General features: G+C 67.8%; 11 protein-coding genes. 8 read left to right on the top strand and 3 right to left on the bottom strand.

The genetic code is table 11. The annotated features are described in order from the left end of the window. Positions 1-53: 53 nt before the first annotated feature. The 8 genes from mshA (at position 54) to QK444_RS03820 (ending at position 10485) form a co-directional block, all read left to right on the top strand. Complete coding sequence (gene mshA / locus QK444_RS03855) at positions 54-1406, top strand: D-inositol-3-phosphate glycosyltransferase (RefSeq protein WP_282777118.1); 1353 nt, start codon at positions 54-56, stop codon at positions 1404-1406. Further along, positions 1403-1936: a YbjN domain-containing protein gene (locus QK444_RS03850; RefSeq protein WP_282777116.1), complete on the top strand. Its 534-nt coding sequence runs from the start codon at positions 1403-1405 to the stop codon at positions 1934-1936. Before mshA ends, QK444_RS03850 begins: the two co-directional genes overlap by 4 nt. A gap of 18 nt (positions 1937-1954) precedes the next feature. Further along, entirely contained in the window at positions 1955-2872 is a 918-nt protein-coding gene (locus QK444_RS03845) for an ROK family protein (protein ID WP_282777114.1), read from the top strand. Positions 2873-2929: 57 nt separating this feature from the next. Then, complete coding sequence (locus QK444_RS03840) at positions 2930-3667, top strand: phosphoglyceromutase (protein WP_029926117.1); 738 nt, start codon at positions 2930-2932, stop codon at positions 3665-3667. A gap of 300 nt (positions 3668-3967) precedes the next feature. Then, on the top strand, positions 3968-6019 hold the full coding sequence (locus QK444_RS03835; RefSeq protein WP_282777111.1) for a CocE/NonD family hydrolase: 2052 nt from the start codon (positions 3968-3970) through the stop codon (positions 6017-6019). Between the two features lie 127 nt (positions 6020-6146). Then, the gene (locus QK444_RS03830; protein WP_282777109.1) at positions 6147-8177 is read left to right on the top strand and encodes a CocE/NonD family hydrolase; all 2031 of its coding nucleotides are present in this window, start codon (positions 6147-6149) and stop codon (positions 8175-8177) included. 377 nt (positions 8178-8554) lie between these two features. Then, a complete protein-coding gene (locus QK444_RS03825; protein ID WP_282777107.1) occupies positions 8555-9799 on the top strand; it encodes an ATP-binding protein in 1245 nt (414 codons plus the stop codon). Then, positions 9796-10485: a response regulator transcription factor gene (locus QK444_RS03820; RefSeq protein WP_029926109.1), complete on the top strand. Its 690-nt coding sequence runs from the start codon at positions 9796-9798 to the stop codon at positions 10483-10485. Before QK444_RS03825 ends, QK444_RS03820 begins: the two co-directional genes overlap by 4 nt. Positions 10486-10700: 215 nt before the next feature. On the opposite strand, the gene QK444_RS03815 is transcribed toward QK444_RS03820, so the two are convergent. The 3 genes from QK444_RS03815 to QK444_RS03805 all read right to left on the bottom strand — a co-directional run. Next, positions 10701-11774 (bottom strand): hypothetical protein, encoded by a 1074-nt coding sequence (locus QK444_RS03815; RefSeq protein ID WP_282777105.1) that lies wholly within the window; start codon positions 11772-11774, stop codon positions 10701-10703. Beyond that, positions 11771-13117 carry a cytochrome P450 gene (locus QK444_RS03810; protein ID WP_282777103.1) on the bottom strand — a complete coding sequence of 449 codons (1347 nt, stop codon included), beginning with the start codon at positions 13115-13117 and terminating at the stop codon, positions 11771-11773. Before QK444_RS03810 ends, QK444_RS03815 begins: the two co-directional genes overlap by 4 nt. Positions 13118-13238: 121 nt before the next feature. After that, positions 13239-13419: hypothetical protein (locus tag QK444_RS03805; protein WP_282777101.1), on the bottom strand; the 181-nt coding region annotated here is incomplete at its 5' end.

Raw genomic sequence — 13419 nt, 5'->3', positions numbered from 1 at the left:
TTGGTGGGGTAACTCATGTACGACCCCGCCTCCCGCGCGTGCACACTGGGTGAGTGGTGAGTCAACGTAGCGACCTACGGCCGAATCGGATTGCCGTCCTGTCGGTGCATACCTCGCCACTCGCCCAACCCGGCACCGGTGATGCCGGGGGCATGAACGTCTACGTCCTGCAAACCGCCATCGAGCTGGCCAAACGCGGTACCGAGGTGGAGATCTTCACCCGCGCCACCTCCTCCAACGACGAACCGGTGGTCGAGGCCGCACCGGGGGTGCTGGTGCGCCATGTGGTCGCAGGACCGTTCGAGGGGCTCGACAAGCACGACCTGCCCACACAGCTGTGCCCGTTCGCGGCCGAGGTGCTGCGGACCGAGGCGCGGCACCAGCCCGGGCACTACGACCTGATCCACTCGCACTACTGGCTGTCGGGCCAGGTCGGCTGGCTGACGCGGGACCGCTGGCGGGTGCCCCTGGTGCACACCGCGCACACCCTCGCCGCCGTGAAGAACCTGCACCTGGCCGAGGGCGACTGCCCGGAACCAGCCGCCCGGGAGATCGGCGAGAAACAGATCGTCGCCGAGGCCGACCGCCTGGTCGCCAACACCGGCGCGGAAGCCCGCGAACTCGTCCAGCTCTACGGCGCGGAACCCGAGCGCATCGACGTGGTGCTGCCGGGCGCGGACCTCACCCGCTACCGGCCCGGCGACCGCACCGCCGCCCGCATCGAACTCGGCTTGCCGCTCGACGAGCGCATCGTCGCCTTCGTCGGCCGCATCCAGCCGCTCAAGGCCCCCGACGTGCTGGTGCGCGCCGCCGCCCGCGTCCTCGCCGACGATCCGGCGACCCCGCTGCGCGTCCTGATCGTGGGCGGGCCCTCCGGCACCGGCCTGGAACGCCCGGACGCCCTCATCGACCTGGCGGCCGACCTGGGCATCGCCGACCGCGTCACCTTCCTGCCGCCGCAGCCCCCGCACCGGCTCGTGCAGGTGTATCGGGCCGCCGATCTGGTGGCCGTCCCCAGCTACAACGAATCGTTCGGCCTGGTCGCCATCGAAGCGCAGGCCAGCGGCACCCCGGTACTCGCCGCCGAGGTGGGCGGCCTGGGCACCGCCGTGCGCGACGGCGTCTCCGGTCTGCTCGTCCCCGGCCACCGCACCGACGACTGGGCCGCCGCCCTGCGCTCCCTGCTCGACGCCCCCGCCCGCCTGCGCGAGATGGGCGCGGCAGCGGTCGAGCACGCCGCCAACTTCTCCTGGGCGCACACCGCCGACGGTCTGCTGAACAGTTACTCAGCCGCCCTGGCCGGATTCCGCGACACCCGTACGCGCAGGAGTACGGTGGCGACGGAGAGCAATCAGGCCAGATCGCGGGCGCTGTGGCGGCGCCGGATGGGAGCAGTTCGTCGATGAGCGACCCGAACCTGCCGACCGCGCAGCTGACCGATACCGCGCTCGCCACGGCCCGGCTCATCGACGACACCCTGCGCGATCGCGAGATCGAATACTCACGCGAGCGCGAGGACATGTTCGTCGCGGTGCTGCCGGGCGAACGCAAGCTCAAGACCAATGTCATCGTCACCGTCGGCAATCACGGCGTGCGGATGGAGACCTTCGTCTGCCGCAAGCCGGACGAAAACCACGAGGGCGTCTACAAATTCATGCTGCGGCGCAATCGTCGCCTCTACGGCGTGGCCTACACCCTCGACAATCTGGGCGATATCTACCTGGTCGGCCGGATGGCCACGCATGCCGTCACCCCCGACGAGCTCGACCGCTGGTTCGGGCAGATCCTCGAGGCCGTCGACGCCGACTTCAATGTGCTGCTCGAACTGGGCTTCGCGGAATCCATTCGGCGGGAATGGAAATGGCGCGTCTCGCGCGGGGAGTCGCTGAAGAACCTGCGCGCCTTCGAACATCTCGTCGACACCGATCAGTCCTGAACCGTAGGGTCGCCGACCATGGTGATGCTGGCGCTGGATATCGGCGCGACGAAATTCGCTGCCGGAACGGTCGATTCGGATGGGGCTGTACAGGATGTGCGGCGGATTCCGGTACCGCGCGCCGAGGTGTGGGACGCCTGTCGGGACCTGTTGACGAGCGTGGCCGGGGCTGCCGAGGTGACCGCCGTCGGCATCGGCGCGGCCGGACCCGTGGATGTGCGCACCGGCACCACCGGCCCGCTCAATATCCCCGAATGGGTGCACGGGTTCGAACTCGAGCAGGCCGTCCGGAAGTTGTTCCCGGACGCCATTATCCGTTTCGCCATCGACGGCGTCTGCCTGGTGCTGGCCGAACAGCGGTTCGGTGCGGCGCGCGGCATCCCGAACGTGCTGGCACTGACCGTCTCCTCCGGGATCGGCGGCGGCGTCATCAGCAATGGCCGAGTCGTGTTCGGCCGCACCGGAAACGCCGGGCACATCGGCCACATCATCGTGCCGGGCAGTGACGAGCCGTGTGCCTGCGGCGGTTTCGGCTGCGTGGAGGCCGTGGCCAGCGGGCCGTCCTCGGTGCGGTGGGCGCGCCGCCAGGGCTGGACCGGCAGTACCGGCATCGAACTGTCCACCGCCGCGCGGGCGGGCGACGAGATCGCCATCGCCGCACTGCATCGCGCGGGCACCGCACTGGGGGTCGCCATCTCCTCCGCCGCCGCGCTGCTCGACACCGATCTGGTGGTCGTGGGCGGCGGTTTCGCGCAATCCGGCGAACACCTCTGGCGGCCGCTGCGGGACACCGCCGCCGCCCACGCCCGCCTCACCTTCACCCGCGGTCTGCACGTACTGCCCTCGGAACTCACCGATCAGGCCACTCTCGCGGGCGCGGGCCTGCTCGCCTACGACGCCGCCGAGGACGCCCCGGGCAACTGCCTGTCGTTCTGACCGGGGAGCTCCCAGGGTCTCGATTGCGAACGAATCCGCACGTGGGAGGATGGCCCCATGACGTACACCCTGGTACTGCTGCGCCACGGCGAGAGCGAATGGAATGCCCTGAATCTGTTCACCGGCTGGGTGGACGTGCGCCTGACCGACAAGGGTGTGGCCGAGGGCAAGCGCGCCGGTGAACTGCTGGCCGAGCAGGGCATCCTGCCGGATGTCGTCTACACCTCGCTGCTGCGGCGCGCCATCTCCACCGCCAACAACGCCCTGGACGCCTGCGACCGGCACTGGATTCCGGTCATCCGCGACTGGCGGCTCAACGAGCGCCACTACGGTGCGTTGCAGGGCAAGAACAAGGCGGAGATCAAGGAGCAGTACGGCAACGAGCAGTTCATGCTCTGGCGTCGCAGCTACGACACCCCGCCGCCGCCCATCGAGCCGGGCAGCGAGTACAGCCAGGACGGCGATCCGCGCTACGACGGCATCGAGGTGCCGCTGACCGAATGCCTGAAGGATGTCGTGGCGCGCATGGTGCCCTACTGGGAGGACACCATTTCGAAGGACCTCGTCGCCGGTAAGACGGTTCTGGTCGCCGCGCACGGCAATTCGCTGCGTGCCCTGGTGAAGCATCTGGACGGCATCTCCGACGAGGACATCGCGGGGCTGAACATTCCCACCGGCATTCCGCTCAAGTACGAACTGGACGAGAATCTGCGTCCGGTCGGCCCGGCCGTGTACCTGGATCCGGAGGCCGCGGCCGCCGGTGCCGCCGCGGTGGCGAACCAGGGTGCGAAGTAGGACGGTTCGGCTGGCCATCGCTGCCGGATTTCGACGCGTTGTGACCGAATTATTCGGTCGCAACGCGTTTTTCGTTGCCCGAGGTATTGTGAAACGCTATTGGTGCAGGTCAGGGGCAAGTGAGGGCATGTGGCGTAAATCTCACTACGTCGGCGTAGGGTATTTGCGCCTCGACCTCGGGAATCTATAAACCGCAGAAATTCCCGTTTTATCGAGTAACCGTAACCGGGGTTTGCAACTTACTTGTCGGTAGATAAACTGCCTCGCGTTCGACCCACGTCGAGAGGTAGATCACGTTCAATGAAGCACGCGCTACGGGCCGCGGTGGCAGCGGTCGCCACCGCGGTCCTGGTTCCTCTTACCGGGATCCCCGCCGCCGCGGCTCCCACACCCTCCGGTCCGGACGGCGGAGCCGCCGGAGCCGCCTGGACCGCGCAACACGATGCGGGACAGCAGTATCCGAACGTCTTCATCGAATGGGACGTGCCCATCACGATGAGCGACGGCACCGTCCTCAAGGGCAATGTCTACCGCCCGGCCGATGCCTCGGGGCGGCCCATCGACGAGCCGACGCCAACCGTCGTCAACCTGACGCCCTACACCAAGCTGGTGTCGAACCTCGGTGATCACGCCGCGTCCATTCCGGGCTTGTCCGACGCCCTGCTCGGCTTCTTCCGGCAGATCAATCTGTCCGGCACCCCGATCTCCGGACTCGGCGACCTGATCAATGCCGCGGGCAACGGCCAGATCCGCAACTTCACCGTGGACCGCCAGCTCATCAAGTCCGGCTACTCGCAGGTCGTCGTGGACGTGCGCGGAACCGGCTTCTCCCAGGGTGAATGGGATATGCTGCGCGATCGCGAGCAGCAGGACACCGTCGAGGTCATCGACTGGGCGTCCAAGCAGCCGTGGTCCAACGGCCGCATCGGCATGAACGGCATCTCCTACTCGGGCATCAACCAGGTGCAGGCCGCGGAGAAGCGGCCGCCCGCGCTCCAGGCGATCTTCCCCATCGTGCCCGGCAGCGACCTCGTCGACGATGTGCTCGCCCCCGGCGGCGGCTTCGGCTTCAACTTCATTCCGCTGTGGCTGTCGGCCATCAACGGCCTCAAGTGGGTGCCGGACCTGGCCTCGATCGCCAACGGGCGCTTCGACGAACAGTGGCTGCGGGACCGGATCAACGACCCGTTCACCTACCTGGACGTGCTGATCTCCGCCTACACCAGCCAGCGCATGGAGGATCTCGACCCGCGCGTGGTGACCATGCTCGACGACACCACTCCGGAACGTCGTGCGTGGCTGGGCAATCCGAGCAACATCCAGGTGCCGACCTTCGTCTACGGCGGCTGGCACGACCTGTTCACCTACTCGGAATCCAAGATCTACAACGAGATTCCGCTGCCGCCGGGCCAGAAGCAGCTGATGATGGGCAACACCTACCACATCACCTCCGGTGCGGAGACCTCCCGTCCGGGACAGCCGCCGCGTCTGGACGTGCTGCAGCGCGCCTGGTTCGACAAGTGGCTCAAGGGCATCGACAACGGCATCGACGCCTACGGTCCGGTGACCCTCAAGCAGCAGGGCGGCGGCTGGATCACCCAGGGCGGCTTCGGCGAATCCGCACCCGCCGAGCAGCGGGCCGAACATCGGCGCATGTACCTGTCGTCGCAGATCAGCGGTACCGCCAACAGTGTCCACGACGGTTCGCTCACCGGCGGCCCCAACGGCGACACCGCACGCCTGACCGTGTCCCCGGGGCTGACCACCATCTGCTCCAACGACGCCGCGCAGGCCACCGCGGGCTTCCTGTCCATCATCGACGGCTGCGCCAAGGACTCCCGAATCGCGGAGACCAACGCGCTGACCTTCACCAGCGCGCCGGTGCTCGAGGCCACCACCATCTCGGGTCCGATCGCCCTGCATCTGAACACGGTGCAGGATTCGGTCGACGGCTACTGGACGGTCACCGTCAACGACGTCGCCCCCGACGGCACCTCCGCGGTGCTGACCTCGGGCCAGCTCATGGCCTCGCTGCGGCAGGTCGACGAATCCCGCAGCAGCCGTTCGGCCAATGGCGACTACACCGATCCGCGTGCCTACACCTCGCTCAGCAAGCGGGAACTGGCGGTGCCCGGCGAGGTGACCACCCTCGATATCGCGCTCTCGGCCACCGAGGCGGTGCTTCAGCCCGGACACCGGCTGCGCGTCTCCGTCTTCGCGGCCAACTTCCCGAAGGGCCTGCCGATTCTGCCGATGCTCATCGACACCGGCCTGCTGCCGCAGCATGTGCAGCTGGACCCGAATCGTCCGAGCTTCGTCAATATTCCGGTCCGCGGAAACTCCGGTTGGTGATTCGCGCCGACCGGGTGTGAAAGATCCGGGTGTGCACAATGGGGTGCGCACCCGGATTGCTTTGTGCTGTTTCACGAAACCGACCGAAATCTTCTCCGTCTCAGACGGCCTGGCTTAGCATCGGTTCGTGCTCAAGTACGCAACAGCGATTCTGGCTGCCCTGGCACTGCTTCCGTTCACCTCGCCCGCCGCCGCGGCGGCACCCACCGCCACTGGCCCGGACGGTGGCGCGGCGGGTGCGGCCTGGGCGCAGGCCGAGGATGGACCGCAGCGGTACCCGAACGTCTACATCGAATGGGATGTGCCCATCACGATGAGCGACGGCACCGTGCTGAAGGCCAACGTCTACCACCCGGCCGACGCCTCCGGGCAGCCCATCGCCGAGCCGACGCCGACCATCGTGAACTTCACGCCGTACACGAAACTCGGCTCGATGATCGCGGATTCGGCCTTCTCCATTCCGGGGCTCTCCGATCTGATCGTGGAACTGGCGCGCGGCATCGACCTCACGGGCACCCCCTTCTCCGGACTCACCGACCTCACCAAGGCGCTCGGCGGCGGACTGATCCGCACCTTAACCGTGGACCGCGACCTGATCAGGTCCGGGTACACGCAGGTCGTCGTGGACGTGCGCGGAACCGGCTTCTCCCAGGGGATCTGGGATCTGCTCGGGCCGCGCGAACAGCAGGACACCGTCGAAACCATCGACTGGGCCTCGAAACAGCCGTGGTCCACCGGGGATATCGGCATGACCGGCGTCAGCTACTCCGGGCTCAATCAGTTGCAGGCCGCGGCCGAGAACCCGCCCGCACTGAAAGCCATCTTCCCGGTGGTGCCGTCGCGCAATCCTTTCCGCGATCTCGTGGCCCCCGGCGGCGCGGTCGGCGTCGCGTTCATGCCGATGTGGCTGGCGGGGGTGAACGGCGGCAAGCTGGTGCCGGACCTGACGGCGCTGGCGCAGGGGCGCTTCGACATGAAGTGGCTGGCCGATCGGCTGGCCGATCCGTTCACCTTCGTGGACGCACTGTTGGAGGTGTTCCTCCAGCCCGATATCGACGCACTGAGCCCGAAGATCCGGCAACTGCTGGACAGCGGCAGTCCCATGCGGCAGGCGTGGGAGACCGACCCGGAAGCCATCACCGTGCCCACCTTCATCACCGGCGGCTGGCACGATGTCTTCGTCGCCTCGCAGGCCGACGTGTACCGGCGAATCCCATTGCCGCCCGGGCAGAAACAACTGCTCTCCGGGGACGGCTACCACATCTCCAACGGCAACGAGTCCGGCCTGCCGGGGCTGCCGCCGCGCATGGACGTGCTGCAGCGCGCGTGGTTCGACAAGTGGCTCAAGGGCATCGACAACGGCATCGAATCGTTCGGGCCGGTGACGGTCAAGCAGCAGGGCGGTGGCTGGGTCAGTCTGCCGTCCTTCCCGCGGCCCGGCGTGGAGTACCGGCGTATGTATCTCGCGGCCCCGCCCAGCGGCACCGGCGGACACAGCGTGCACGACGGTTCGCTGTTCACCGCGCCGCACCAGAGCGTCGACACCCTCACCGTCGCACCGGGTCTCACCGGCCTGTGCTCACGGGACGCGGCGCAGCAGCTGGTCGGCATCCCGTCCATCATCGACGCCTGCGGCAAGGACTCCCGCATCTGGGAGTCCAACGGCCTCACCTTCACCAGCGCTCCGGTGGCCGAGACAACCACCATCTCCGGTCCGATCGCGGTGCGGCTGCGGACCGTGCACGACGCCGCCGACGGCTACTGGACCGTCACCGTCAACGATGTCGCTCCGGACGGCCGCTCGACCACGCTGTCGACCGGCCAGCTCGTCGCCTCGCTGCGGCAGCTGGACGAATCCCGCAGCACGCGACTGCCGAGCGGTGACTACACCGACCCGGTACCCGACCTCTCGCTCGACACCCGGCAGCCGACGCAACCGGGCGTCCCGGTGACACTCGACATCTCGGTGGCGGGCGTCGAGGCCGTACTCCAGCCGGGGCATCGGCTGCGGGTGGACGTCTACGCGGGCAACTTCCCGAAGGGCCTGCCGCCCACCGCCATCACCGCCGATACCGAACTACGCCCGCAGCACCTGCTGCTCGACCCGTCGGAGCCGAGCTTCGTGAACATTCCGGTGCGGGGCAATCCCGGCTGGTAGGCGCGGAAACCCGGAAGGCGATCGCAGTCCTACGCGGGCGGTGGCACCCTGGAACGGGTGGCACCGATCGCGTCGCGGCGTTCGGTGGCCGCGGCGGGGCGTGTCGCGCTCGTGCATCGCCAGGACGACACGGTTCGAGCATTCGGGTCGGAGGTGATTTCGACGACTGAGCATGTCGCTTAGCTGTGCCCGATATGTCGGACCTGCCGTGATCTGAAACGTACGGACCGGCTGGTATGGGCGCGATTTCGGACCATCGCACCGTTCCCCAACACTGTGTGAACGGTGGGCTAACGTGTGCCAAAGTGCCCGTGACCTGCGCGAAACTTAGTGCACCCGGGGTCTGGGCACCTATTGGCGACCGTACGATTCACAGTGTGAGCGTTCCACAGGCCGTGCTGTTGGCAGTCCTCGCGGCCGTCGTCGGACTGGCCGTGGGCGGACTGCTCATTCCGTATGTGAACGCGCGGCAGGCCCGCCGCGCCGCCGACGAATCCGGCCTCACCATGTCGCAGGTGCTCGACCTGATCGTGCTCGCCTCCGAGAGCGGTATCGCCGTCGTCGACCAATATCGCGATGTCGTGCTGGTCAACCCCCGTGCCGAGGAACTCGGCGTGGTGCGCGACCGGCTGCTCGACGACCGCGCCTGGATGGCCGTGCAGGAGGTGCTCGGCACCGGGCACGACGTCGACTTCGACATCACCGCCAAACACCCCATGCCCGGCCGCGGCCGCCTCGCGGTGCGCGGCGTCGCCCGGCCGCTGTCGCAGGAGAACCCCAACTTCGTGGTCCTCTTCGCCGACGACGACTCCGAACAGGCGCGCATGGAGGCCACCCGCCGCGACTTCGTGGCAAATGTCTCGCACGAACTCAAGACCCCCGTCGGGGCCATGAGCCTGCTGGCCGAGGCGCTGCTGGAATCGGCCGACGATCCCGACTCGGTGCGGCACTTCGGGGAACGACTGCACGGCGAGGCCCGGCGCATGGGCAAGATGGTCACCGAACTCATCGCGCTGTCGCGGCTGCAGGGCGCGGAGAAGCTGCCCGAACTCGAGGCGGTCTCCGTGGACACCATCGTCGGCCAGGCCATCGAGCGCTCCCGCACCGCCGCCGAGGCCGCCGGCATCACCGTGAGCACCGACCGCGACAGCGAACTCGAGGTGCTCGGCGACCAGACCCTGCTCATCACGGCCCTGTCCAACCTGGTGGAGAACGCCATCGCCTACTCGCCGCGCGGCTCGCACGTGTCGGTGAGCAGGTCACTGCGCGGCGGCTACGTGAACATCGCCGTCACCGACCGCGGCATCGGCATCGCCAAGGAAGACCAGGAGCGGGTCTTCGAGCGGTTCTTCCGCGCCGACAAGGCACGCTCGCGCGCCACCGGGGGAACCGGGCTCGGGCTGGCTATCGTCAAGCACGTGGCCGCCAACCACAACGGTGAGATCACCCTGTGGAGCAAACAGGGCACCGGCTCGACGTTCACGCTGCGGATACCGGTCCACCCGGCCGATCCCGCGCCGAACGAGAAGAAGACGTCCGCCGGGGCTCCGGCGGGGAAGAAGGAAACCGGCCCGCGCCCCGCCGGGCGGGCCAGAACAAACGGTGTGGAGGCAACCCGATGACGAGAGTGCTGATCGTCGAGGACGAGGAGTCGCTGGCCGATCCGCTCGCGTTCCTGCTGCGCAAGGAGGGGTTCGAAGTCGCCGTGGTCGGCGACGGGCCGGCCGCACTGGCCGAATACGACCGCTCCGGCGCCGACATCGTGCTGCTCGACCTCATGCTCCCCGGCATGAGCGGCACCGACGTGTGCAAGCAGCTGCGGATTCGCGGCAGCGTGCCCGTCATCATGGTGACGGCGCGCGACAGCGAGATCGACAAGGTGGTCGGCCTGGAACTCGGCGCCGACGACTACGTGACCAAGCCGTACTCCTCGCGCGAACTCATCGCCCGCATCCGCGCCGTGCTGCGCCGCGGCGTCGGCGACGAACCCGACAACGGCACCGAGACCAGCGTGCTGGAGGCCGGTCCCGTCCGCATGGACGTCGACCGCCACACCGTGCAGGTCAACGGCAAACCGGTCACCCTGCCGCTCAAGGAGTTCGACCTGCTCGAATACCTGCTGCGCAACTCCGGCCGTGTACTCACCCGCGGCCAGCTCATCGACCGTGTCTGGGGCGCCGACTACGTCGGCGACACCAAAACCCTCGACGTCCACGTCAAGCGCCTGCGCTCCAAGATCGAAGCCGACCCCGCCAAACCGGAACACCTGGTCACCGTGCGCGGCCTCGGCTACAAACTGGAGGCTTAGCAGCGGAACCACCGCGCCCGCTCCGCAAGCCGGAGCGGGCCAAGGGAAGCGCCGCTGCGTTGCTCGACCCTGGACGGCGCGAGACGGCCTCCCCGTCGACACAGTCGTGCCCGCCGCTGCGCACGCAGAGCCGTGTGTCGTCGATCGCGACCCACCATCGAGACGACTTCGTCCGCCGTATGAACGGAACAGGTGTACCCCGTGCGGTCGACTGGTCATACGCCCCACCACCAATCGATACACGGGATGCCGGGCGCGTGCGTCGAATCATCGGCAGGCGTGGTCGAGATCGAGAAGTACTCCGATACCGTCGCGCCGTCGACCGCATACCGTGGCACGGCCGCCGCCCAATCGATATTGCCGCGGATGACGTGTTCGAGATCTCGAACGTACTGGCGGGTACCGGAACTGAACGTTCGGGTGGTCGCGCCCACGGCGAGGAACCGGCACATGATGCGATCGCGCAGCGCGATCGCGTCGGCCACCCCCGCTGTGAGGTCGCACCGCCGCCCCGTTGTCATGACGCCGACAATGTTCTGGCGGTCCGATTCTCGATTCGCCGCGGTCTTCGCGTACGAGTGCAGGTCGTTGTCCAATGCGGCGATGAGCCGGGCCATCTCCGAGAGCGCCCGAATCTTCGGGTGCGCGTGCTCGGCATCGGGGACCTCATAGCCGCTGACGAGTTCGGTTGTCGCGGTGACGACCTCGCCCGCAGCGTTATCGAGACGGATCGCCAGGAAGCGATCGATGTCGAGTTCCTCGGTGGCGCCGATCTGCGCCGCGACTCCGAACAGCCACGCGCGATGCGCGGCTACCCAGCGTCGATGTTGGGCGGGCGTGACCACGGCGGCGAACCGCGCGGAGATATTCGCGACGGCCGCCACCAGCGGATCACCGCTCACCGGTGGTGATTCGGGCGTCTCCACCATCCGCAGCAGCCGGTGCGCGTAGCGGACGAAGGCGGCCAGGTCGGTGGCGAGCTCTCCTTGGTCGCTGCGATCGTCGAAGGCGAATCCCCAGTAGTCCCAATCGGCGGCGATCTGCAGCCGCTCGGTGATCCCGTTCGGCGAGACACGGGCGGCGAACTCCGCCGATTTGGTGCCCCGCAGTTTGCGGCTGTCGCCGAAGTAGTCGTACTCGGCCAGCCATCGCATGGACCGCAGCTCGAGGATATCAGCGTGCGGATGGACAGCCGGCGCGATCGGGCAGAAGACGGCGATGGGTGGCAGCATGCGGCTGCGATCCGCCGCGTTCGCTCGACCGAACTGCGACATGCCGTTGTTCGTCACCGCATGCGCTCCGTAACTGCGATGTGGAACCGCCTCGGTCGCAACGCCATCGCGACGGCGGGGCGGAGCGGTTCGTCGGAGCACGGGCGCAGCTGCCAGCGGCGCACGATTGTCGCCAGTGCCAGCGTCGCCTCCGTCAGCGCGAATTGCTCACCCGCGCACCGCCGCGGCCCAGCTCCGAAGGGCACATAGGACGTCGGCGCAGCCCCGATGACCCAGCGATCTGGATCGAATCGCCCCGCATCGCGGTACTCGCCGTCCAGCCGATGCAGCAGGTAGGGGCTGTAGATCACCGATGTGCCTTCGGCCAGAAAGTACTCGCCGAGCTGAGAATCGGCCGTCACCACCCGCGTGAACAACCACCCCGGGGGATAAAGCCGCAGAGTCTCGGCGAGCACGCGGCGGGTCAGGTCCAATGCCGCGATATGTTCGTGGCGTGCCAACCCCTCCGGTAGCACCCGATCTGTTTCGGTCTGCATTGCGGCCAAGGTTTCCGGGTGCGTGGCCAGCAGGTACAAGGCCCATGAGAGTGTGCTCGCCGTTGTTTCCGAGCCGGCGATGAAGAGAGCTGTCAGTTGCTCGTACATCGTGCTGTCGCTCGGGGTCGCACCCTCCGCGCGATCGTGTTCGGCGAGCAGGGCTGACAGGAGATCGTCGAACTCCGTGCTCGAATTGCGGCGCGAGCCGACGACCTGGTCGACGAGTCGGCGCAGACTCGCTCGCGCGGCTCGATAGCGCAGATTGGCGGGCGTCGGGAGCCCGCGCAGCCGCCGGGGCAGCACGAGCTGCCGATAGAGACCGTCGACGATGACGGTCACATCCGTGAGGGCTTGGTCGAGGGCCGCGGGAGAGATGCTCACCGAGAACATCGCCGCCAGGAACCCGCGCGTGGTCAGTCGCATCATCTCGGAAGCGACCTCGATCTTCGATTGCCCGTGCCAGCGAGCGGTTACCGCATCGACTTCCCGCGTCATCTCCGTCGCGTACAACGGGAGCCGATGGGCGTGGAAAGGACCCTGGATGCGTCGTCGCTGCTGCCGATGGGCGCTGTGCGGCGCCGTGATCACGCTGTTGCCGATGGTGTCCCGGGCCACATCGAACAGCGGACCGCCCTTGTCGAAGGTCCGATCGTTGCGCAGCACCTGACGCGTCAGACCGGGATCGCAGACGACGACCACCCGATACGGACCCAATCGAATTCGGACCAGGTCGCTGCCCAGCGCGGGCAAGGACGCCAGGAAATGCCACGGTTCGCGCAACAGCGCGACGCTGTGGCCGAGTATCGGCAGGCTCCCCGGCGCGGTCGGGATCGAGGTTGAAGCGGGTGACGCGGTAGAGCCCATCGAACAAGTCCCTGTCCAGCGATTGACGAGATCCACTCCGGGGCCGGGGGCCATCCGAGAGGGACTGCTGTCGCAGCACATGACATGGTTCGCGGATAGGTAGGGCCGCCGCATCGGTAGATCACACGCAGTCGGTTTCCACAATCCGCTGCGGAGCGAGGTGGCGTTCGATGGTGCCGTCGCCGATCCGGTGCAGTGCGCGGCTGTCCGCGCATGCGGTGCGGTCGTCGCGTGGGCTGCGCCGTATACCTCGCGCCCCCGTAGGGCCAGCGAAGCGGGCGCGGCGCACGGGCAGCCGGGGG

Source organism: Nocardia sp. CC201C (genome assembly GCF_030010695.1).
In the GTDB taxonomy this organism is placed as follows: domain Bacteria; phylum Actinomycetota; class Actinomycetes; order Mycobacteriales; family Mycobacteriaceae; genus Nocardia; species Nocardia otitidiscaviarum.
The sequence above is the reverse complement of the archived record's forward strand: the minus strand, read 5'-3'. Positions and strand labels throughout refer to the sequence as shown.